The 22,520-nt window shown below is 71.1% G+C and carries 16 protein-coding genes; 13 read left to right on the top strand and 3 right to left on the bottom strand.

Going from position 1 to position 22,520, the window contains the following annotated elements:
• Positions 1 to 42: 42 nt before the first annotated feature.
• The gene (locus tag HUT18_RS28255; RefSeq protein ID WP_176103356.1) at positions 43 to 1,560 is read left to right on the top strand and encodes a class I adenylate-forming enzyme family protein; all 1,518 of its coding nucleotides are present in this window, start codon (positions 43 to 45) and stop codon (positions 1,558 to 1,560) included.
• 46 nt (positions 1,561 to 1,606) lie between these two features.
• Here the strand turns inward: HUT18_RS28255 and HUT18_RS28250 are convergent, their stop codons facing one another.
• On the bottom strand, positions 1,607 to 2,461 hold the full coding sequence (locus HUT18_RS28250) for a BTAD domain-containing putative transcriptional regulator (protein WP_176103355.1): 855 nt from the start codon (positions 2,459 to 2,461) through the stop codon (positions 1,607 to 1,609).
• 634 nt (positions 2,462 to 3,095) lie between these two features.
• Here HUT18_RS28250 and HUT18_RS28245 point away from each other — a divergent pair.
• Positions 3,096 to 3,830, top strand: a complete 735-nt coding sequence (locus HUT18_RS28245; protein ID WP_176103354.1) for a DUF4328 domain-containing protein — start codon at positions 3,096 to 3,098, stop codon at positions 3,828 to 3,830.
• 62 nt (positions 3,831 to 3,892) lie between these two features.
• Here the strand turns inward: HUT18_RS28245 and HUT18_RS28240 are convergent, their stop codons facing one another.
• Positions 3,893 to 4,651 (bottom strand): polysaccharide deacetylase family protein, encoded by a 759-nt coding sequence (locus HUT18_RS28240; RefSeq protein ID WP_176103353.1) that lies wholly within the window; start codon positions 4,649 to 4,651, stop codon positions 3,893 to 3,895.
• Positions 4,652 to 4,812: 161 nt separating this feature from the next.
• On the bottom strand, positions 4,813 to 5,532 hold the full coding sequence (locus tag HUT18_RS28235; RefSeq protein WP_176103352.1) for a DUF4232 domain-containing protein: 720 nt from the start codon (positions 5,530 to 5,532) through the stop codon (positions 4,813 to 4,815).
• A 212-nt stretch (positions 5,533 to 5,744) separates the two neighbouring features.
• On the opposite strand from HUT18_RS28235, the gene HUT18_RS28230 reads away from it, so the two are divergent.
• The 11 genes from HUT18_RS28230 (at position 5,745) to HUT18_RS28180 (ending at position 22,513) form a co-directional block, all read left to right on the top strand.
• A complete protein-coding gene (locus HUT18_RS28230; protein ID WP_176103351.1) occupies positions 5,745 to 5,894 on the top strand; it encodes a hypothetical protein in 150 nt (49 codons plus the stop codon).
• Positions 5,895 to 6,478: 584 nt separating this feature from the next.
• Entirely contained in the window at positions 6,479 to 7,999 is a 1,521-nt protein-coding gene (locus tag HUT18_RS28225; RefSeq protein ID WP_176103350.1) for a sugar transferase, read from the top strand.
• A gap of 82 nt (positions 8,000 to 8,081) precedes the next feature.
• Complete coding sequence (locus HUT18_RS28220) at positions 8,082 to 9,398, top strand: nucleotide sugar dehydrogenase (RefSeq protein ID WP_176103349.1); 1,317 nt, start codon at positions 8,082 to 8,084, stop codon at positions 9,396 to 9,398.
• Positions 9,388 to 10,653, top strand: coding sequence for a glycosyltransferase family 4 protein (locus HUT18_RS28215; RefSeq protein ID WP_176103348.1), 1,266 nt, complete (start codon positions 9,388 to 9,390; stop codon positions 10,651 to 10,653). Before HUT18_RS28220 ends, HUT18_RS28215 begins: the two co-directional genes overlap by 11 nt.
• On the top strand, positions 10,650 to 12,032 hold the full coding sequence (locus HUT18_RS28210) for a Wzz/FepE/Etk N-terminal domain-containing protein (RefSeq protein ID WP_176103347.1): 1,383 nt from the start codon (positions 10,650 to 10,652) through the stop codon (positions 12,030 to 12,032). Before HUT18_RS28215 ends, HUT18_RS28210 begins: the two co-directional genes overlap by 4 nt.
• The gene (locus tag HUT18_RS28205; protein WP_176103346.1) at positions 12,029 to 13,552 is read left to right on the top strand and encodes a Wzz/FepE/Etk N-terminal domain-containing protein; all 1,524 of its coding nucleotides are present in this window, start codon (positions 12,029 to 12,031) and stop codon (positions 13,550 to 13,552) included. The genes HUT18_RS28210 and HUT18_RS28205 overlap by 4 nt, the downstream gene beginning before the upstream one ends.
• A 2-nt stretch (positions 13,553 to 13,554) precedes the next feature.
• A complete protein-coding gene (gene asnB / locus HUT18_RS28200) occupies positions 13,555 to 15,489 on the top strand; it encodes an asparagine synthase (glutamine-hydrolyzing) (protein WP_176103345.1) in 1,935 nt (644 codons plus the stop codon).
• Between the two features lie 29 nt (positions 15,490 to 15,518).
• Entirely contained in the window at positions 15,519 to 17,708 is a 2,190-nt protein-coding gene (locus HUT18_RS28195; RefSeq protein ID WP_176103344.1) for a bi-domain-containing oxidoreductase, read from the top strand.
• Entirely contained in the window at positions 17,705 to 19,696 is a 1,992-nt protein-coding gene (locus HUT18_RS28190) for an alginate lyase family protein (RefSeq protein ID WP_176103343.1), read from the top strand. The genes HUT18_RS28195 and HUT18_RS28190 overlap by 4 nt, the downstream gene beginning before the upstream one ends.
• A complete protein-coding gene (locus HUT18_RS28185) occupies positions 19,690 to 21,210 on the top strand; it encodes a right-handed parallel beta-helix repeat-containing protein (RefSeq protein ID WP_176103342.1) in 1,521 nt (506 codons plus the stop codon). The genes HUT18_RS28190 and HUT18_RS28185 overlap by 7 nt, the downstream gene beginning before the upstream one ends.
• Position 21,211: 1 nt before the next feature.
• On the top strand, positions 21,212 to 22,513 hold the full coding sequence (locus tag HUT18_RS28180) for an O-antigen ligase domain-containing protein (protein ID WP_176103341.1): 1,302 nt from the start codon (positions 21,212 to 21,214) through the stop codon (positions 22,511 to 22,513).
• The last annotated feature ends 7 nt before the right edge of the window (positions 22,514 to 22,520 follow it).

Here is a 22,520-nt window from a genome sequence, read left to right as displayed (position 1 = left end):
TCCCGGGCAATCCGCCGTGAGACTCCACCGTGAGGACGCATCATGCTCGTACCGCTCACCATGGCCGACTTCCTCGACCGCGCCGAGACGGCCGCCGCCGGTCGCCTCGCGCTCGTCGACGAGCCGGACCAGCCGTCCGGTCCGGTACCGACGACCACGTACGGCGAACTCCTGCGGCGCGTACGGGCCTGGCAGGCGGGGCTGGACGCGCTGGGGGTCGGTACGGGCGAGCGGGTCGCCGTTGTCAGCCCCAACTCGGCCCGCCTGCTGGAACTGCTGTACGCGATCCCGGTGAGCGGGCGTATCTGCGTTCCGGTGAACTACCGCCTCACTCCGGAGGAGATCGGGTACATCCTGCGGCAGTGCGACGCCTCGGTCGTCTTCGTCGATCCGGAGGTGGAGGCCGTGCTCGGCTCGGTCGAGGGGCCCAAGCGGTTCGTGCTCGGCGAGCAGACGGAGACCCAGGTCATGCGGTACGACGTCGCTCCGCTTCCCTGGTCGCGGCCCGACGAGAACGCGGTCGCGACCCTGAACTACACCTCGGGAACGTCCGCCCGCCCGAAGGGCGTCGCCCTGACCCACCGCGGGATCTGGCTCAACGCGATGACGTTCGGAGTGCACGCCCGGATCTGGGAGCGGGACGTCTATCTGCACACGCTGCCCACCTTCCACTGCAACGGCTGGGGAGTGCCGTTCCTCCTCGCCGGGCTCGGCGCCAAGCAAGTGCTGCTGCGCCGGATCGACGGCGTCGAGATCCTGCGGCGGGTCCAGGAACACGGTGTGACCCTCGCGTTCGGCGCTCCGGCCGTTTGGGATGCCGTACTGCGGGCGGCACAACACTGGCCGGGTGAGATCCCGGGCCGAGGCAGCATGCGCGTGGTGTGCGCGGGCGCGCCGGTGAGCGAACGTCTCGTCTCCCGGGTGGAGGACGAACTGGGCTGGACGTTCCACCAGGTGTACGGCCTGACGGAGACGACGCTGCTCACCTTCAACCAGCGTCCACCGGGCGCCCCGGGCAGCGGCGGTCTGACGAAGGCGGGGGCGCCCGCCCTGGGCGTACGGTTGCGCACCGGGGCGCGCGGAGAGGTCCTCGCGCGCTCCAATATGGTGCTCGACGGCTACTGGCAGGACGCCGAGGCCAACGCATCGGCCCTGGACGAGGGTTGGTTCCGCACCGGCGATGTGGGCTCGTTCGACGACGAGGGACGACTCGTCCTGGTCGACCGGTTGAAGGACGTCATCGTCACCGGCGGCGAGAGCGTGTCCTCGGTGGAGGTCGAGGCCTGCCTGCTCGGCCACCCGTCGGTCGCCGAGGCGGCCGTCATCGGAGTCCCCGACGAGAAGTGGGGCGAAACCGTCAAGGCCGTGGTCGTGCCCGCCGCGGACGCCCCGGTCTCCGGCGAAGAACTCATCGCCTACTGCAAGGAACGGCTGGCCCGGTACAAGGCGCCCACCTCCGTGGACTTCACCGGCGCCCTGCCCCGCACCAGCAACGGCAAGGTCCGGAAGAACAGGCTGCGGGAGCCCTACTGGACCGGCCAGGAACGGCGCATCCACTGACGTCGCGGCCCCGCGCCGCCGATTCGGTGCCCGGCCGGGCCCAGGCTCAGTGCTGCAAGCACATCCGCCCGACGTCCTCGTCGCGAAGGATCCGGGTGAACAGAACACGGAGTTCCCGGCCCGGATCCACGCCCAGTTCCTGGGCCAGCACCCGGCGGATGCGGTGGTAGACCCGCACCGCCTCGGCCTGGCGGCCCGCCTCGCACAAGGCGACCATCAGCAGCCAGCCCAGCCGTTCCCGGTTGGGGTATTTCGCGCACAGGGCCGCCAGTTCGGCCACCGCGGTGCCGTTGTCCCGGCCGAGGGACAGCTCGGCCTCCCAGAGGGCCTCCGAGGTCATCAGGCGCAGTTCCTCCAGGCGCGCCGCCTCGCGTACGGCCGGTTCGTAGTCGCCGAGTTCCGCGTAGGGCGCGCCTCGCCACAGCGACAGGGAGGCGGCGAGTAACCGGCCCGCCTCCGCGAAACGGCCCTCGCGCAGATGCTGCCGCCCGTCGCGCAGCAGGCGCTCGAACCGACAGATGTCGACTCGCTCCTGCTCAACAGCCAGGACATAGCCGTGCAGTTCGCGCCGGAGAATCCGGTCGCGTCCCCGGGGCGGGCAGTCCGGTTCGAGCTGACGGCGCAGCCGGGAGACGTAACTGTGCAGGCTGGCGAGCACATTGCTGGGCGGCCCCGCGGGCCAGACCGCGTCGGCCAGCCGCTCCGCGCTCACCATCTGCCCGGGTGCCAGCAACAGGGCGGACAGCACGGCACGTTGGCGTGCCGGACCCAAGGGCAACGGCCCCTTGGACGACCGCACCCGCAATGGCCCGAGTACGTGGAACGACAGCTCACCGGACGACTGCGCGGCTGTCTTTACCGACAGCACGCCGTCCTGGAAATACGGATTCTCCGTGGCCACCGCTCTCACCTGCTATTGCTCACAATTGATGCTCTCACCGCGGACCCGGAACGACTGCGCCGCATACGGATTTCCCGATGCGTGCCGGAGCGATGAGAGGGAGAAATGTTTGGACTATGCCCGCGCCCTACTCAATGACGCACTCCCCTTGGCCCGCCTCCCCGACGACGTGCCCTGATGGCGCCTAACCGCGCGATGCCGCCGTCACTTTACCCCAGGTCCCATGACGGAAAACCATGTCGCGACCTCGCACATGCCGATGATTTTCGCGCACACTTCCGAATCGGACCGGAGAACCGATCACACAATTCAAAACGGCGAAACACTTTCCCGAACGAACTCCGCAGGCCACGTTACCAATTAACGATTCTGCAAATACCGCAATCCGATACGGCCCGAAAGGCGTGGCGAGGGCCGGGGACGGCGAACGCCACGCGCAGATCAGGGACTTGGACCCCCACGCGGGTCGCGGCACGGCCACCGCCCGGCCGGATTCGCCACGCACCCGAGTGGATTGTCAGTGGACGGGGTCGACCTTGATCACATAAGTTCCGGCTGCGCAGGTGCCGCTCTGGGGAGAAGCGCAGCAATGCGCGGCCGATCACCGTGCCCAAAACCTGTGGGGGGTTTCCGCATGTCCGACTTGCCCGTCGCGCCTCCGCCGCCGTCCGGACCGTACTTCCAGCCCGTTCCGTCGACGGCGCTCCGCTCACCCGTCGGGCTTTCGCAAGCCGTCTCGGTACTGCTGGCCGTCGTCATCGCCACCGACCTGTTCGCGGTCTGGGCGGGCTGGCAGTCCCTCGACGTCGTGAACCGGCTGGACTCACCCGGCTTCGCGTCCGTGACCGACGAGGAGGTCGACCGGGCCGACACCTGGCACGAAATGGCCGGGGTCGCCCAGGTCGTGGCACTGCTCGCGACCGCTGTGATGTTCCTGGTGTGGTTCTTCCGGATGCGGGTCAACGCCGAGGTCCTTGCTCCCGAGTACCACGTGAAGAAGCGCGGCTGGACGATCGGCGGCTGGTTCTGCCCCGTACTCAACCTCTGGTACCCGCGCCGGATCGCCCTGGACATATGGCACGCCAGCTCGGACGAGAACCACCACGGTGCCGCACTGCTCAACTGGTGGTGGGCACTGTGGCTGATCGCCTCGTCCGCGGGGTGGACGGCCAGCCGTCAGTACGCGCGCGCCGAATCGGCCGACGAGGTGCAGAACGCCCTCGGCTCGGTGCTGTTCACCGACACCCTCAACATAGTGGCGGCGATCGTCGCGCTCCTCTTCGTACGCCGCCTCACGCACATGCAGCACCAAAAGGCGCTACGGGGCCCGGTGTTGGCGCCCTTCGCGCCACAGCCGCCCGCCGTGTAGCGGCTGCGCGGCGGGGACGGAGCGCTTCGGCCGTCACGTCGGTTCGCGCTCCCCCTCGCCCCTCACCGCTCCGGAAATCCGAAGACGTACCCCTGATCCTTGAGCCAGGGCAGGATTTCGCGCAGGGCCTCGACCGTCTGCGAGCGGTCGCCGCCCGCGTCATGGAAGAGGAGAGTCGGGCCGCCCGCGATCTGCTCCTTGACGGTCTTGACGATGGCATCGGCGCCGGGGCGTTCGAAGTCCTTGGTGTCCACGTTCCAGCCCAGCGGGCGCATGCCGTGCGAGGCGGCGAGCTGGCGGCTGTAAGGAGTGAAGGCGCCGCCCGGGGCACGGTAGTAGAGGGGCCGGACACCGCCGGAGGCGCGGGTGATGGACTTCTCGGCGTCGACGATCTGCTGGGCCTGGTAGCTCTTCGACTTGGTGTCCATGGTGGTGTCGTGCTCGACACTGTGGTCGCACAACCGGTGCCCGGCGGCGACTATCGCCTTGACCAGGTCGGGGTGCGCCTCGGCCTGCGGGCCCACCACACAGAAGGTGGCCTTGACCTTGTGCTCGGCGAGGACCTCGAGCACCTCGGGAGTCCACCGGGGGTCGGGGCCGTCGTCGATGGTGATGTTGACACCCCGAGGTCCCGCGTCCGAGGCGTGGGCGATGGCGGGCGAGACGGCCGCGGGGCGCTTCGGGGCGGCAGGGCGCTCCTCCGCGCTGTCCGAGAGGCCCGCATGGGCGGTCCAGATCGTGGTGGCGGCGGCGACCGCCGCCACCACGACCCCTCCGGCGAGTACGCGGCCGTGCCCGGCACGCCTGCTGCGCTTTGCCATGTCCCTTTGCCTCCTGCTTGACGGGGGTGCACTCGGCAGGACGACGGACTACGGCCGCGGGATCCGGCTGTTACGCGGCAGGGACAATTCCACCGGACTTCCGTGACAGGGGACTTGGGCACCGGCTCGCCCCGCGTCGGCCCCGGGCGCGGTGCGGCGGGTCAGCCCACGCCGATGGGGTTGACGAAGGTCTCGGGGTGGGTGGGCTTGCCCGCCTGGTGCCAGATGGCGCCGCCGTAGGGCCAGTCGAGGGTGACGTGCGTGGTCTCGTCCGGCGGGGTGATCAGGACCTTGCGCGGGGTCAGCGGCCTGGTGTCGGTGGTGTTGGCGGGGATCGGCAGCAGGTTGAAGGTGACCACGGCGGTGTCGTCGCCGGGGCGCAGGGTCAGGGTGCTGGGCTTGTCCTTGGCGCGGGGCAGGTCCCAGGCCTCGCCGCCCTTTCCGATCAGGCGGATCCCCGGGTAGCCGTGCAGGGTGCAGGTGTGCCCGCCGCTGTTCGTCAGGCGGATGAGGGCGATCTGCTGGTAGGTGGCGTCCATGTCCGGGCGGCCGCCGTGCGCCGAGTCCCATTCGTAGCGGAGTTCACCGGTGTGGCAGCGACGGCTCCCGGCAACGGACGAGGAGGCGTTGGCGGCCTTGCTCGATACGCCGTCCCGGGAGACCTCCGCACCGGCCGGGACGAGGTCCCGGGCCACGGCTCCTCCCGAACCACCCTGCTGCGAGGCGGACTTGGCGGCAACGGACTTGACCGTGTCGGAGTGCGCGCCGTCCACCGGGGACGACCCGTCCGACGAGCCATAGGCGGTGACAACGGAGCCGAGCGCGACAACCGCAAGCGAGGCGGCGGCACAGCGGCGGGCCAGGGCCAACTTGACGTTCATGGTTCCCTCTCCGGCACCGGTCGCTCACCCCGGTGCCGATTTGTCTGGAGTGCGTCTTACGGCCCGTAAGAGGCACTGCTGCGACCGGGAGTTCAGCCGTAAATGTCCGGAAGTGGTAACGGCCAGTCAGGCGGAACCCTTCGGGACGAGTTGCCGATTCACCAGGACGCCCCCACCGGGCGTACCCACCGCCCAGCTCCAGCTGAAGGACCTTGAAGTCGTCCGCGGCGGCCCGCGCGATCGCCCTCGAAGACCCCGTCGGCGGCGACCTCGACGTCGGCGTCGGCGTCGGCGTCGGCGTCGGCGTCGGCGTCGCACAGGACGGGCGCGGGGTTGTGGCGCCGCCGCCTCGCCGCCGGTGACGACTCCGCTCCTCCGCACCGCACTCACCCTTGACGGTTGCCCCCTCTCCTCGAGCACGCCACACCCGAACACCCACCCGCTCAAAGTCGTGCACCTCTGAAGCACGCAACGACATCAAGTCACCTGTAAGCAGCGCCAGTTGGGCCCCATCTCAAAGCTCGGGCACAATTTACACACATCCCCTCCACACACCGGCCCCGTTGGTCTAGATTGACCCTGCTTCAACCGCTCGGCCACGAGGCCAGTGATAAATGATCTTTAAGTACGGCATTACGGAAGGCCTGCAGTCGCGTCCCCGGCGCCAGACGTCGGGGTGATCAATTCGGGGAGCCCGAGAGGGGCTTCGGGTGTGGGGAGCACCCGAGGTTCGACGGGTTCCCGTGCATCCCAGGAACTCCGGCGGGACATACAGGTCCGCTGTGGCCTGGGCGGGTTGTTCAAGTTGCGCCGAAGTAGCCGGGATGTCGTGTACCGGGAGGTGGGGCCTCCCGTAGGAGAACAGCGCGGCGCGGGGGGCGATGGGCCTCCCGAGGGGAGAGGGCGTGCAGGGGGCGGCGGGGACCGCCTCCTGGGGGGAGGAACAGTGCTGGGCGAGCACGTCGAACCACTGGGGACCGGGGGGTCTGTACGCCAGGGGGAATTAGTGGGCCCCTTTCCGTCGACGCGCGGGCGTCCGGCGAAGGGGGCAATCAACCGGCCGGTGAACGACTGGGAGCAGCGGTACCGCCGTGCCGTGATCGCCAGCGACACCTTGGCCACCGCCTTGGTGGTGGCGGCGATCGGCAACTTCTTCGGGGCGCGGGACGCGGCCAACTGGCACGAGAAGTGGGGCATTCTCGCCTTCGGTACCGAACTGCTCGTGCTGGGAGCGCTCGCGGTGGGCCGGTCGTGGGCTCCGGCCGTACTCGGCCAGGGCGCCGAGGAGTTCCGTCGGCTCGGACGCGCGCTGTTCACGGCGACCGTCGTCCTGGCGCTCGGCGGGATCGCCCTCACCTCGCGCAACATCAAGCTCTGGATATTCGTCGCGATCCCCGCGATCGCGCTCGTCACCATGACCGCGCGGTATCTGCTCCGCCTCGGGCTGCACAAACAGCGCAACGAAGGACGGTGTCTGAGACCGGTGCTCGCTGCCGGGAGCCCGGCCACCGTGTGCGATCTGATCACTCGGACCCGCAAGTTCCCGCATCTCGGCTGGCGGGTGGACGCGGTGTGCACGACGGACGGTCACGGACTCGACGGTGACCAACTGGACGGAGTGCCGGTCGTCGGCCGGCTGACGGACGTCGCGGGCCATGTCCATCGCGACGGCTACCGTGTCGTCGCGGTCACACCGGACCCGCACTGGTCGCCGGAGCGGTTGCAGCGGCTGGCCTGGAACCTCGAAGGCAGCGATGCCGAGATGGTCGTGGCCCCCGTACTGATGGAGGTGGCCGGCCCGCGGCTGCACGTCGACGCGGTGCTCGGGATCCCGCTGCTGCGGGTCAGCATGCCGGCCTTCACCGGGGCGCGCCGGGTGATCAAAGCGGTCGTCGACCGGATGGGCGCGGCGATCCTGCTGATGCTGTTCGCGCCGCTGATGGTGCTCGTCGGGCTGCTCGTGCTGGTGGACAGCCGGGGCGGGGCGTTCTACCGCCAGCGCAGAGTGGGCAAGGACTGCCGCGAGTTCACCATTCTCAAGTTCCGCACCATGGTCGCCGGGGCCGACCGGGCACGTGCCGCACTGGCCGACCGCAACGAGGGCGCAGGCCTGCTGTTCAAGCTCCGCCGGGATCCGCGGGTGACCCGGGTGGGCGCGGTGCTGCGCCGGTACTCGATCGACGAACTCCCGCAGCTCTTCAACGTACTCACCGGATCGATGTCGCTCGTCGGCCCGCGGCCTCCGCTGCCGGAGGAGTCCGCCGCGTACGGCCCGGACATCCGGCGGCGGCTGCTGGTCAAGCCGGGGCTCACGGGCCTGTGGCAGATCAGCGGGCGCAGCGACCTGCCGTGGGAGGAGGCGGTCCGGCTCGACCTGCGGTACGTGGAGGACTGGTCGCTCGCCCTGGACGCGGTGATCTTGTGGAAGACGCTGCGGGCGGTGCTCCACGGCAAGGGGGCCTACTGATGCGCGGGGGGCTGCGGCTCAACCGGCCGGAAGGCGCGCGGATCGCAGGCCACAAGGGCCTGCCTGGGGAGGGGAACGGGGCATGAAGGTCAGCGTTTTCGGGCTCGGCTACGTGGGCTGTGTATCGGCCGCGTGCCTGGCCAGCATGGGGCACGAGGTCATCGGGGTGGACGTGAACCAGGTCAAGGTCGACCTGGTCAACGACGGCAAAGCCCCGGTGGTCGAGGAACGGATCGGCGAGCTCATCGCCGAGGTGGTGCGGACCGGAGCGTTACGCGCCACCGCCGACGTCCGCGAGGCGATCAAGGACAGCGAGATATCACTGGTCTGCGTGGGCACGCCGTCGGAGCCCAACGGCAGCCTGTGCACCACGTATCTGGAGCGGGTCACCGAGCAGATAGGCGCGGCGCTGGCCGAGCGGGGCGGGCGGCAGACCGTCGTGTTCCGCAGCACCATGCTCCCGGGCACCTGCCTGAACCTGCTGGTACCGATCCTGGAGAAGTACGTCGGCGGCACGGCCGGGGTGGACCTGGGCGTCGCGGTCAACCCGGAGTTCCTGCGCGAGGGCACCAGTGTGCGGGACTTCTTCGACCCGCCCAAGACCGTCATCGGCGAGCTCGATGCGGCGAGCGGCGACGCGGTGGCGGCACTGTACGACGGCCTGCCCGGCGAGGTGTTCCGGGTGCCGGTGCCGACGGCCGAGGCGATCAAGTACGCGGACAACGCGTTCCACGGCCTCAAGATCGGCTTCGCGAACGAGCTGGGTGCGGTGTACCGGGCGCTCGGGGTGGACTCGCACCAGGTCATGGACGTGTTCCTGGCCGACCGCAAGCTGAACATCAGCCCCGCCTACCTGCGGCCCGGCTTCGCCTTCGGTGGCTCCTGCCTGCCCAAGGACCTGCGCAGCCTGGTCCACGCGGCGCAGCGGGCCGACGTCTCGGTGCCCATCCTCGCCCACGTGCTGCCCTCCAACTCCGCACATCTGCAACGCGCGGTGGAGCTGGTCGAGCGCACCGGCAAGCGCCGGGTGAGCCTGTTCGGGCTGTCGTTCAAGCCCGGCACCGACGACCTTCGCGAGAGTCCGCTCGTCGCGCTGGCGGAGACACTCTTCGGCAAGGGCTACGACCTGCGGATCCACGACGCGAACGTGAGCCTCTCCCGGCTGATCGGCGCGAACCGCGAGTACATCGAGACCCGGCTGCCGCACCTCGCCGAACTGCTCGCGGACTCCGTCGACGAGGTGCTCCAGCACGCCGAGGTGTGCCTGGTCGGGACCAGGGACCCAGCCGTGCTGTCGGCGCTGCCGCATGGCGACGGCCCGGTGATCGTCGACCTCATCCACCTTCCCGACGCCGACGCGCGCCGGGCCGAACCGGGGTACGTGGGCCTTGCTTGGTGACGCAATCAGCGGCGACCGGCCGGACCGGCGCGCGCTGATCCTGGTGGAGAACCTGTCGGTGCCCTTCGACCGGCGGGTGTGGCAGGAGTGCACGACGCTGCGCGACGCGGGCTGGACGGTGGACGTCATCTGTCCCCGGGGCGAGAAGCGGGACACGGAGCCGGAGACGGTGATCGACGGGGTGCGGATCCACCGCTACCCGTTGCGCGCGGCCACCGGCGGACCGGCCGGCTATCTGCGGGAGTACGGAACGGCGTTGTGGCACACGGCCCGGCTGGCCCGCAAGGTCGGACCGGTCGACGTGGTCCACGCCTGCAACCCGCCCGACCTGCTGTTCCTGCCGGCACTGTGGCTGAAGCGGCGCGGCGCGCGGTTCGTCTTCGACCAGCACGACCTGGTACCCGAGCTGTACCTGTCCCGGTTCGGCCGCGGCGAGGACCTGCTCTACCGCGCCGTGTGCGCGCTGGAACGGCTGACCTACCGGGCCGCGGACATCGTGCTCGCCACGAACGAGAGTTACCGGGACGTCGCGGTGCGCCGCGGCGGCCGGCGGCCTCAGGACGTTTTCGTGGTGCGCAGCGCACCCGCGGTCGACCGGTTCCAACCGGTGCCGCCCGAGCCGGAGTTGAAGCGCGGCAAGCCTCATCTGCTGTGCTACCTGGGCGTCATGGGCCCTCAGGACGGCGTCGACTACGCCTTGCGGGCCCTTGCCAGGCTGCGCGACGAGCTCGGGCGGACGGACTGGCATGCGGTGTTCGTCGGCGCGGGCGACGCCTTCGACGCGATGGTGGAGCTGTCCCGGCGGCTCGGCCTGTCCGAGCAGGTGCAGTTCACCGGGCGCGTTCCGGACGCCGACCTGGTGCGCTACCTGTCCACCGCGGACGTGTGCCTCTCCCCCGACCCGCGCAATCCGCTCAACGACGTGTCGACCATGAACAAGGTCCTTGAGTACATGGCGATGGGCCGGCCGATCGTCTCCTTCGACCTTCGGGAGGCGCGAGTCTCCGCCGGTGACGCCGCCGTCTACGCGCCCGCCAACGACGAGGCCGAGTTCGCCGGGCTCATCGCACAGCTCATGGACGATCCGGAGCAGCGCGCCCGGATGGGCAAGATCGGCCAGGAGCGGATCAGCGGGCAGCTTTCCTGGCGGAACTCGCAGGCCTCGCTGCTCGCCGCCTACGCCGCGGCCTGCCGTGACCGGACCCCGGTGCCGCCGGGCGGCCGGGTTCGCACAGGGTGGAGGCCGCGCGGTTGAGCGAGGACACGATACGCCTGGTCACCATCGGGCGGATTCTCCGTGGGCGCCTGCGGCTGCTCGCCGTCGTCGCCGTAGTGGGCGCGCTCGTCGGGTACGGCATCTCGGTGCTGTTCCCGCCGCGTTACACGGCCTCGGTGTCGGTACTGCTGCCGGGGCAGTGGGAAGAGCGCGAGCTGCTGACCCAGACGGAGATCGCGACCAGTTCGTCGGTGCTCGACCGGGCGGCTGCCACGCTCGGGAAGGGCGTCAGCGGCGAAGAGTTGCGGGATCGGGTGGGCGCCAAGGCCGCCGACGGGAACATCATCAAGATCTCGGGTACGGCCGGCAGCCCGGAGCGCGCGCAGCGGCTCTCCGACCGGGTGGCGCGGGAATTCGTCACCTTCGCCGCGCGGCTCGCGGGCGAAGGAGCAGGCTCCGACGCGGCCACGGCGCCCGAGGCGCTGCGGAAGCGGGTGGCGGAGACCAACCGCCGCATCACCGACCTGGCCAATGCGACCGATCCGGGGCGGAGCGTGGAGAGCGTGCAGGCCCGCACCGAGCTCGAAAAGCTGCGCACCACACTGCAGGAGGCCGTAAAGAAGCTGGATGAGGCCGAGGGGGCGACCGGCAGGGCGGGCCTGGTCGTCATGGGCCCTGCGGCCAGGCCGACGGGCGAGGCGCCGCCGACGAGGGTGCAACTCGTCGTCGCCGGGGCGCTGTTGTTCTTCGTGCTCGCGGTCGTCGGCCATCTCGCCGCCGCCCGGGTCAACCGTCGCCCGCGCACCGAACCGGAGATGGCAGCGGCCCTGGGCTCGGCACTCCTCGGCACTGTCGACGTGCCCGGTGAACGGTCCGCGAACCGGCCCGAAGGGGGTGGCCCGCGGGTCCGGATCCGCCGGCTGTTGGGCGTCGACACCCGGTGGGACCTGCCGACCCCGCGGAGTTCGGGCGACGAGGCCAGCAGGCGGATCCGCTACCGGCGGGTGTGCGCTCGCCTCCGGGAGGAGCTGGGCGCACCTCGGCGGCTGCTTGTCGTCGTGCCGAACGGCGACGAGATCGCCCGCCGGGCCGCCGGGCGGCTCGTCGAAGAGGCCGGGAGCGTTCCCTCCCTGAGCTCTTCGAGCAGCGGATATCCCATGTTGCGGGTGGTGGAGGTGTCGGTGTCCCGGCCGATGGTGCCGGACCGCGACGCCGAGTCCGGTGTCCTGGTCGTGCTCAGCGCGGGCCTGTGGACCGCCGGGGAACTCGCCGGTATCGCCGAGGCGTGTGCGGACGGCAGGCACGAGGTCGTCGGCGTAGTCGTCGCCGGCACGGTCCTGGCCCGTCCGGAGCGGGCTCCGGAGAACGCCGACCGGGTGCTCGCGGTGCGCGGCCGGGTAACAGGAGGTTCCGGGTGACGACGAGCACGACATCCCAGTCGTCGGCCGCGGCTCCACTGATCGACCTTCAGGCGCTGGTGGTGGCGGTGCGCAGACGCCGCCGTCTGTGGTGCCTGGTGGCGCTGCTCGGCCTGCTGGCGGGCGTGGCGGTTGCCGTTCTGCGGCCGCCGTCGCCGTCCGCGGTGACCAAGGTGCTGGTCGCGCATCAGGAGGACCAGCCGAACGACACCGGAACGCTGATCCGTACCGATGTCGAGCTGCTGCGGACCACACGGATCGCGAGCGAGGCCCTGCGGTCCCTGAAGTCCCGGGAGAACCCGGAGGACTTCATGGCGGACTACCGGGGCACCGGCGTGACCAACAACCTGCTGCGGATCGATGTGACGGCCGACAGCGACCAGGAGGCGGCGGCTCGGGCCGGGGCGCTGGCCGACGCGTTCGTCGCGGACCATGTGAGGCGGATGCGGGAGAGGGCGAAGGCCGAGGCCAAGGCCCTGCTCGACCAGCGTGACCGCATGCGCGAGGAACTCGTCCAGGTCAACGGGGAGATCGGCGACGGACCTGCGGGGAGCGGCCCGAAGGAGTCGGCGAGAACGGAGACGCTCTTCGCCCGCCGGGCCGAACTCACCACGCGGATCGCCGATTTCGGCCAGCGCGCCGAGGAGGCGCGCGTCGGTACGCCCCGGCTCGTCGCCGGTACGCAGGTCGTGGACGCCCCGCGCGCGGTGCGCCACTCCCTGCCCAAGGCCGCTGTCACCAACGCCGGGATCGGGCTCGTCCTCGGGCTGGTCCTCGGACTCGCGGTGGCCGCGGTCGGCTCGGTGGTGGCGGACCGTCCCGTGCTGCGCCGGGATGTCGCGGCGAACCTGGGCGCCTCGGTCATCGCGGAGCTGCGCCACGTACCACGCCGTCCGGTGTGGCAGCTCCCACGGACGCGGGCGGCACGGGCAAGGCTCACCACGACCCTGGCCCGCACCGTGCGCGGCTCCTCGGAGCCGGTGTCGCTGCTGGAACTGGGCTGTGCGCACAGCGCGAGCACGATCGCCCTGGACGTCGCCGAAGAACTGGCGGCCCAGGGGCCGGTGGTCGTCGTCGACGGTCTGCCCGGCCCGCAGCTCGCGGGCCGCCGACCGCAGCCGGGAGCGCCGGACGTGGTCAGCGGCGAGGGCGCCGCGACCGTGCCGCACGAGGTGCGCCGGCTCGGCGTCGGCTCGGTCGGGCCCGGCACGGCGTGGACCGACCTCCGGTTCCTCGGTGGCCAGGCCGTGCTCGTCGTGCGTGCCGGGCACGGCAGCGCCGCATGGCTGCACACCGTGGCGCGGCAACTCGCGGACCTGGACATCCCGGTGCTCGGTGTGGTGCTGATCGACCCCGATCCGCGTGATCGCACCGACGGCACCCTGTGGGACGGGCCGCACACCGCGCTGCGCGGCCCTGCCCCGCGGCCGGCCCGCCACAACGGCAGGGGCCTGCTGCGAACGGAGCGGTCGCCGGTTCCGGCCGCACGGGTCCCGGACAGCGACCAGGAGGCGCGGTAGAGATGTGTGGCATCGCAGGCACGTACCGATGGCCGGACGGAAAGATCGTGACCGACCGGCTCACCGAGACCCTCGCCCACCGCGGCCCCGACGGGGCGGGCCACTACAGCCACCCCGCCGGTGACGGCGAAGTGCACCTCGGCCACCGCCGGTTGGCTGTCGTCGACCTGTCCGGGACCGGCGCCCAGCCCATGGTCTCGGGCGGCCTCGCCCTGACGTACAACGGCGAGCTGTACAACGCGCCGGAGCTGCGTGCCGAGCTGGCAGCCGCGGGGGTGCGCTTTCGCGGTACCTCCGACACCGAGGTGCTGCTGGAGGCCTGGCGGCGCTGGGGCACCGACTGCCTGACCCGGCTGCGCGGCATGTTCGCGTTCGCGGTCTTCGACGAGCGAACCGGTGAACTGGTGCTCGCCCGGGACCAGTTGGGCATCAAGCCGCTGTTCCTGCTCCGGCGCGGCGGGGGCCTGGTGTTCGCCTCCGAGCTCAAGGCGCTCGCCGCCGCCACCGGCGAGTCGCTGCGGGTGGACGAGGCGGCGCTGGTGGCTTCGCTCCTCTACTACTGGGTGCCGGACTCGCGCTGCGCGTTCCGTGAGGCGGAGAAGCTGCCGCCGGGGAGCTGGCTCAGGTTCCGGCCCGACGGCCGGGTGGAGCGCGGCCGTTACTGGCACCTGAAGGACGTCGCCGCCGAGGGCCGGGAGCGGGCCCGCAGCGGCGAGCGGCCGGACCTGGCCGCCATCGTCGAGGAGTCGACCCGGCGACACCTGCTCTCCGACGTACCCGTGGCGACCTTCCTCTCCGGCGGCCTCGACTCCAGCTACCTGACCGCCCTCGCGGCCCGCCACCAACCCGGGATCTCCGCGTACACGATCGGATTTCGCCCCGAGGACGCCAAGTTCGAGGCGATGCCGGACGATCTGCGCTACGCCCGGCAGGTGGCCGAGCGGTTCGGCGTCGACCTGCACGAGATCGAGATCGCCCCGAACGTGCTCGACCTGCTGCCGCGGATGACGTACCACCTGGACGAGCCGATCGGCGACCCCGCCGCGATCAACACGTTCCTGATCTGCTCGGCGGCCCGGGAGGCCGGGGTCAAGGTGATGCTCTCGGGGATGGGCGCCGACGAGCTCTTCGCCGGGTACCGCAAGCACCTGGCAAACCTGCTCGCGCTGCGCTACCAGCGCGTCCCGGGGCCCCTGCGGCGCGGGGTGTCCGCGGCCGTGGACCGGTTGCCGGTCGCCACGGCCCGCAGGGGGTACCGGTCGGTGCGCTTCGCCAAGCGGTTCCTGTCCTTCGCCGAGTTGCCGGAGGAGACCGCGTTCCGGCGCAGCTACACCATGTACGACCAGAACGAACTGCTCGCCCTTGTCGACCCGGACCTGGCCGGGACGGTCGAGGACGTGCTGAGTGAGCATGCGGACATCTACGAGGACAACGACCTCGACGACTTCGTCAACCGCATGTGCCTGGGCGACGCCCGGATGTTCCTGCCGGGCCTGAACCTCGCGTACACGGACCGCTCCAGCATGGCCGCGTCGACCGAGGTACGGGTGCCGTACGTGGACGTCGAGGTGGTCAAGGCGGCGTTCGCGGTGCCCGGCGACCGCAAGATCGTCGGACGGCAGGGCAAGGCCGTCCTCAAGGAGGCGGCCGCCTCGGTCCTGCCCCGGGAGATCGTGTACCGGCCCAAGGGCCTGTTCAGCGCCCCGCTGCGCGCCTGGATGAGCCGGGATCTGGCACCGCTGGTGCGCGAGGTGGTCAACGACGGCGTCCTCGTGAACTCCGGGCTCCTGCGCCGCGACGCGCTGGCGCGCATGGTCGCCGAGGACGCCGCCGGGCAGCGGGACTTCTCCAAGCATCTGTGGCATGTGCTGACCCTCGAGTACTGGTACCGCGGCGCGACCTCCGGGTCCGGCGAGAACGCTCACGTGACGGCTTAGGAACACGCCGAGAAACAAGGGGACTTCGGGTGAAACAGGTTGTACAGAACTACAAGAGCGGCGAGTTGGCGGTGCTCGACGTGCCGGTGCCGGGGTGCAAGCCGGGCGGTGTGCTCGTCCGCAGCGCCTACTCGCTGATATCCACCGGGACCGAGCTCATGAAGGTGTCCGAAGCCGGCATGTCGATGCTGGGCAAGGCCCGCTCACGTCCGGACCAGGTGGCCAAGGTCATGCAGAGCGTGGCCACCAACGGGGTGCCCGCCACCTACCGCAAGGTGATGGGCAAGCTGGACTCCTACACGCCGCTCGGCTATTCGCTGTGCGGGGTGGTCGAGCAGGTCGGCACCGGGATCGACGACGTGAAGGTCGGCGACCTCGTGGCCTGCGCCGGCAACGAGCACGCGCTGCACGCCGAGCTGAACTGGGTGCCGAAGAACCTCTACGTCCCGGTGCCGGACGGCCTCGCGCCGCGGCACGCCGCCTTCGGCACCGTCGGGTCGATCGCCATGCAGGGGGTCCGCCAAGGCGAGCCGCAGCTGGGCGAGGTGGCGTTGGTCATCGGCCTCGGACTGATCGGGCAGTTGGTCGTGCAGCTCCTTTCCGCCTCGGGGATCCGCGTCGTCGGGGCCGACCCCGATCCGGTGCGCTGCGAGCTCGCGGAGCGCATGGGCGCCGCGACCTGCGGCGCTCCCGAGTCCACGGCCGTCGAAGCCGCCGTCGCCGAACTCACCGGCGGTCACGGTGTGGACCAGGTGTATCTGGCCGCGGGCGGCGGCAGCAACGAGCCCGTCGAACTGGCCGCCCGGCTCTGCCGCGACCGCGGCCGGGTCGTCGACATCGGCAAGTGCCGCCTGGACCTGCCGTGGAACGCGTACTACGAGAAAGAGCTCGACGTCCGGTTCTCGCGCAGTTACGGCCCCGGGCGCTACGACCCGGAGTACGAGCTCGAGGGGCGGGACTACCCGATCGGCTACGTGCGCTGGACCGAGCGCCGCAACCTGGCGTGCTTCCTCGATCTCACGGCCCGCGGCAGCGTCGACGTGGAGCCGTTGATCTCCCACATCGCGGACTTCGACGACGCCGTCGAGACGTACCAGCGCCTGAAGGACGGCGACTTGAAGGCCGTGGCGGTGCTGTTCCGCTACCCCGAACACGCGGGGCAGGCGGCGGCCCCGGCGGTGGCCGTGCCCGCGGTGAAGCAGCCCAGGGGCAGAGTGTCCACCCCGGCCCGGGCTGCCGGGACGCCGGTGCGCCTCGCGTTCGTCGGCGCGGGGAACTACGCGACGTCGATGCTGCTGCCGCACCTGGCGGAGCGCGACGGTGTCGCGTTGTCGACGGTCGTCACCACGACGGCGCTGTCCGCGGCCAACGCGAAGCGGAAGTTCGGCTTCGCCGAGGCGACCACCGACCTCGACGCCGTGCTCGGCGACCCGTCCATCGACGCGGTGTTCGTGGTCACCCGGCACAGCTCGCACGCCGAACTGACCCGAAGGGCACTCCTGGCGGGCAAGACCGTGTTCGTGGAGAAGCCACTGGCCCTCACCGAGGACGAGCTGGCACGTGTGCTCGCCGCGGTGGAGGAGTCCGGCAACGACCGGCTGCAAGTGGGCTTCAACCGCCGGTTCGCGCCGCTGCTGCAGGAGGCCAGGAACCGGTTCGGCACCCGGACCGGTCCGGCGAGCCTGCGCTATCTGGTCAACGCGGGCCAACTGCAGCACGGCAGCTGGTACCTCCAACAGGGCACCGAGGGCTCGCGGTTCGCCGGTGAGGGCGGACACTTCATCGACACGGCGAGCTGGCTGCTCGGTGCCGATCCGGTCTCGGTGTACGCGGCCGCCCCCTCCGGCAACGAGGACCTCCAGGTCGTGCTGCGCTACCCGGACGGGTCCACCGCCACCATCAGCTACGTCACCACCGGCGCATCCGGCTTTCCCAAGGAGACGCTGGACCTGATCGCGGACGGCAAGGTGCTGCGGTTCGACGACTTCGCCCGTGCCACGGTGTTCGGCGGCCGCCGTAATCGGTGGGTCAGTTCGCGGCTGCCGAGGGCCCGGGACAAGGGTCAGTCCGCCGAACTGGCGGCGTTCGTCAAGGCCGTACGGACCGGCGGGCCGATGCCGGTGCCGCTTCAGTCGCTGGTCGCCACCACGGCGGCCACCCTCGCCGTGCGGACCGGTCTGGCCGGGGGCGCGCCGGTGACGTTGGAGAGGGCGCGATGACCGTGAGCTCGGGGAGTCCGGGCTGGTACCTGCGGCGGCTGTCCCGGATGGGACCGCGGGAGGTCGGCGGCCGGGTGGGCGACGCGGTGCGCAGGCGGCGCTGGCGGTCGGCGCGGCCCAAGTGCCCGAGCGTGACGGTCGCCCGGTTCACCGCGGTACTGCCCGCCGAGGCGATCGCCGCGATACCTCCGGACGCCGCGAAACGGCTCATCGCCGAGGCGGACCGGCTGATGGCCGGGCGGGCCGAGTACTTCGGGGTGGTCCGCGACGACCTGGCCGACCCGGACTGGTCGTACGACCCGAAGACCGGGCGCCGGGCCCCGGGCGGCTATGCCTTCGACGTGCCCTACCGCGACGAGGAAGCGGTAGGGGACATCAAGCAGATCTGGGAGCTGTCCCGGCACCAGTACCTCACCGTGCTCGCCACCGCCTACGCGCTCACCGGCGACGAGCGGTACGCCGAGACCGTGGCCGCACACCTGCGGTCGTGGTGGACGGCCAACCCACCGCTCCGCGGCGTGCATTGGGTCAGCGGAATCGAGCTGGGCATCCGGCTCCTGTCCTGGGTGTGGATCCGCCGGCTGCTCGACGGCTGGCCGGGGGCGGTCGCGCTGTTCGAGGGCAACCCGCTGGCGGTGAACCAGATCTGGCACCACCAGCGCTGGCTGGCCGCCTTCCCCAGCCGGGGCTCTTCGGCGAACAACCACGTCATCGCCGAGGCCACCGGGCAGTTCGCCGCGGCCTGCGCGTTCGGCTGGTTCCCCTCCTCGGCGCGCTGGCGCACCGAGGCCCTGCGGTCGCTGGAGCGGCATCTGCGCGGCAACACCTTCGACTCGGGCCTCAACCGCGAGCTGGCCACCGAGTACCACGGCCTGGTGCTCGAACTCGGCCTGGCCGCGGTGGCCGAGGCGGATGCCGCGGGTGTGCCGGTCCCCGACTCGATCCGGCTGGTGCTGCTGCGGATGTCCGACGCGCTCGCGGCCGTCGTGGACAACCGATTACGGCCGCCGCGCCAGGGGGACGCGGACGACGGACACGGTCTGGTGGTGGACGGCGCGGGCACCGACCGCTGGGCCTCGCTCCTCGCGACCGGGGACGCCGTGTTCGGCCGACTCGCCTGGTGGCCGGAAGTGACCGGCACCGATGTGCGCACCCCGCTGCTCGCCGCGCTCATCCGGCCGTACCCGACAGAAGGAGCCGCGACTGCCGTGACCCGCCCGGCAAGTCGGCCGGGCCACTTCGCCGACGCGGGCATGACCATCCTGCGCGGCCCGGCGGGGATCTGGTGCCGCTGCGACGGCGGTCCGCACGGCTTCCTGTCCATCGCCGCGCACGCCCACGCGGACGCGCTGTCCGTGGAGGTCAGACACGACGGGGTCGACGTGCTCGCCGACCCGGGGACGTTCTGCTACCACGGCCAGCCCGAGTGGCGGCAGTACTTCCGGTCGACCCTCGGCCACAACACCCTGCGACTGGACGGCGGCGACCAGTCCGTCTCCGGCGGCCCTTTCCTGTGGACCCGTCAGGCCCGCAGCCGCGTCCTGGCCGCGGACACCTCCGGCACCGCCCACGGGGGGACGGCCCGCTGGTGCGCCGAGCACGACGGGTACCGGCCCTCCGTGCACCGCCGCCGGGTGGAACTGACCGCCGTGAGGCAGGAGTTGCGGGTGATCGACGAGGTCCGCGGCGACCGGCGGGCCGTACACCTGGCGTTCCACCTCGGCCCCGCGATCACCGCCGACCTGGTCGGCAACCGGGCCGTGCTCACCTGGGCCCGGGACGGCGAGGCCCGCTCCGCGGTGCTCGACCTGCCCGAGCAGCTCCGCTGGCGGGCGCATCGCGGCGAGAGCGCCCCGCCGCTGGGCTGGTACTCCCCCGGCTTCGGGCGCAAGGAACCCGCCACCACGCTGGTCGGCACCGGTTTCACCGACGGCGTGCGGGGGTTCACCACCGTACTCAGGTTCGCGGCCGGGGAGGACGCGTGCTGATCAAGTGGCGGCGCTGGGCGCTGCCGACGGCACCGCTGGCACTCGTCCTGACGGCGGCGACCGGCTGCGACAGCACGCCGAGCGCGCGGCCGCAGCCGACCGCCGGGCCGTCCACGTCCGTGGCCCGGGTGTGCGCCGAGCCCGCTGCCGGACCGGCGCAGGCACCGGCGGGCGCGGTGACCATCGACCCCGCCGTGGTCGGTGACCTGGCCGCGAAGACCGACAACAGCCCCCCGCACACCACGTTCTGGCTTCGGCCGGGCACGCACAGGCTCGAACCGGACCGCTACGCCCAGGTCGTACCGAAGAAGGGGAACCACTACCTCGGCGCGCCCGGCGCGGTGCTCGACGGCCGCAGGACCAACCAGTACGCGTTCGGCGGCAGCGCCCCCGACGTCACCCTCCGCCACCTGACCGTGCAGCGGTTCGTCGCGCCGAACAACGAGGGCGTGGTCAACCACGACATGGCCGACGGCTGGGTGATCGAGCACGCGACGATCCAGCACAACTCCGGCGCGGGGCTGATGGCCGGTGCCCGCCAGCAGGTCCGCGCGAGCTGCCTGCGCGGCAACGGGCAGTACGGAATGAACGCCTACAAGACCGGCGACTCGATCCGTGGCCTGGTGGTCGAGGGGAACGAGATCGTCGGCAACAACACCGACGACTGGGAGCGGCGAAAGCCCGGCTGCGGCTGCACCGGGGGCATCAAGTTCTGGGCCGTCAACGGCGCCGACATCCGCGGCAATTGGGTGCACGACAACCGCGGAGCCGGGTTGTGGGCGGACAACAACAACAATGACTTCCGCATCGAGAGCAACGTCCTGGAGGCCAACGACGGCGCCGCGCTGATGTACGAGACCAGCTACAACGCGGTCATCCGGAATAACACGATCCGGCACAACAACTGGGTCGAGGGCCGTAAGAGCGCCGAGCGCGGCGACACCTTCCCGTACGCGACCGTCTACGTGTCCGAAGCCGGCGGCGAACCACGGATCCCAGCCCGCACGGACAAGATCGAGATCTACCGGAACGTGCTGGAGAACAACTGGAACGGCATCACCCTGTGGGAGAACGCCGACCGGTTCTGCAACAGCCCCGCCAACACCTCCACCGGCTACTGCACGTTGCTGGTGAAGGACACCGGCCGCTGCACGCGACCGGCGATCACCACCGCACCGCTCCACGCCGACTGCCGCTGGAAGACCCAGCGGGTGGACATCCACGACAACCGCTTCGTCCTGGACCCGTCCGTCGTCAAGTGCGCGGCGGACTGCAGCCGCATGGCGGTCCTCGCCAACTACGGCACCTATCCGAACTGGTCGCCGTACAAGGGCAAGCGGGTGGCCGAGGCGATCACCCACCACCAGCACAACCGCTGGCACGACAACGCCTACCGCGGGCCGTGGAGCTTCGTCGCGGGCGACGTCAGCCGCGAAGTCGACCCCGGGCAGTGGCAGAACACGCCCTACCGGCAGGACGAGGACAGCACCTTCGACCCGCGGGCCGGTGGTTGACATGGCCGGGAACCTGACGCACGGTGCGCTGCCGGGCGGACCGGGCACGGCGGGCGCGGCGGGCGCACAGCCCGACGCCCCAACACGCCCTGTCGGCACACCAAAAGCAGTCGGGATCGTCTGGGCGTTGCTGGCCCTCAACACGCTCGGCTCCGCCGGAGCGAAGACCGTCGTCCCGCTGCCCCGCTCGCTCATCCAGATGGCCACGATGGGCGCCCTGGCCGCCGCGTTCGCCCTGGCGCTCGCGCTCAATCTCCGGCTGCTCGTCCGCCCCAGCGCCTTCGTCTTCCTGCTCACGCTGCTCCTGGTGCCGAGCGTGATCGCCAGCGCGAACCTGGAGGTCGGGTACGGCGCGCTGTTCCGCTGCGCCCGGCTCGCTCTCTTCGTCGGCACGCTGTGGCTGCTCAGCCGCTGGTGGGACGGCGGCCTGACCTTCGTCCGGCACCACATCCGGATGTACTTCGCGGTGCTCGTCCTGGTGGCCGCGGGCCTGGCCGTCTCACCGGGCACGGCCATGCCCGAGTACTACGGCGGACGCCTGGTCGGCGCGTTGTGGCCGCTCACCCCGCCGCAGATCGGACAGTACGCCGCGGTGATCACCGGGCTCACCGTGCTGCTCGTGCTCGGCCGCCGGACCACCGGGGCCGGGGCGGCGGTGATCATCGTGCCGTCACTCGTCCTGCTCGCGCTGACCCATACCCGCACGGCCACGCTCGGCCTGCTCATCGGGCTGGCACTGGCGATCGGTTCGCTCGTCCTGACCAGCGCGGCCGCCCGCCGGTTCTTCGCCTGGACGGTGCTGTGCGCCACGGTGGCGGCGGCGGCGTTCAGCTCCGCGCTGCGGGCGTGGTTCCTGCGCGGACAGAGCCAGCAGGACCTGACCGACCTCACCGGTCGGGCCAAGGTCTGGGACGCCCTCCTCGCGGCTCCCCGGACCACCGGGGAGAAGGTGTTCGGCACGGGTCTCAGCGACAAATCGTTCAACGGGCTGCCGATCGACAACAGTTGGCTGGCCGTCTACCACGAGCAGGGTCTGATCGGCGTCACCGTCGTAGCGGCGATGATCACCGTCCTGGGCGGCGTCGCGCTGCTGCGGCCGCCCTCGCTGCCGAGGGCCTGCGCGATCTTCCTGATCAGCTACTGCGCGATCTCGTCGTACACCGAGGCCGGGCTCGGTGACGCCTCGCCGTATTTGCTGCATCTGGCCCTGGCCGCCTCGCTGCTCGCGGCGCCCGACGCGGCAACTCCCGTGTCGACGGCCGCGGTTGCTCGACGACGTATCCCGCGATGGACCCGGAGGTGACCTTGCG

This window comes from Streptomyces sp. NA04227, from assembly GCF_013364195.1.
In the GTDB taxonomy this organism is placed as follows: domain Bacteria; phylum Actinomycetota; class Actinomycetes; order Streptomycetales; family Streptomycetaceae; genus Streptomyces.
The sequence above is the reverse complement of the archived record's forward strand: the minus strand, read 5'-3'. Positions and strand labels throughout refer to the sequence as shown.

Excerpts from the sequence above, each read along its gene's own strand:
- asnB (WP_176103345.1), top strand. The coding sequence starts at position 13,555 with ATGTGTGGCATCGCAGGCACGTACCGATGGCCGGACGGAAAGATCGTG.
- HUT18_RS28220 (WP_176103349.1), top strand. The coding sequence starts at position 8,082 with ATGAAGGTCAGCGTTTTCGGGCTCGGCTACGTGGGCTGTGTATCGGCC.
- HUT18_RS28240 (WP_176103353.1), bottom strand. The coding sequence starts at position 4,651 with ATGGCAAAGCGCAGCAGGCGTGCCGGGCACGGCCGCGTACTCGCCGGA.
- HUT18_RS28180 (WP_176103341.1), top strand. The coding sequence starts at position 21,212 with ATGGCCGGGAACCTGACGCACGGTGCGCTGCCGGGCGGACCGGGCACG.
- HUT18_RS28235 (WP_176103352.1), bottom strand. The coding sequence starts at position 5,532 with ATGAACGTCAAGTTGGCCCTGGCCCGCCGCTGTGCCGCCGCCTCGCTT.
- HUT18_RS28190 (WP_176103343.1), top strand. The coding sequence starts at position 17,705 with ATGACCGTGAGCTCGGGGAGTCCGGGCTGGTACCTGCGGCGGCTGTCC.
- HUT18_RS28255 (WP_176103356.1), top strand. The coding sequence starts at position 43 with ATGCTCGTACCGCTCACCATGGCCGACTTCCTCGACCGCGCCGAGACG.
- HUT18_RS28245 (WP_176103354.1), top strand. The coding sequence starts at position 3,096 with ATGTCCGACTTGCCCGTCGCGCCTCCGCCGCCGTCCGGACCGTACTTC.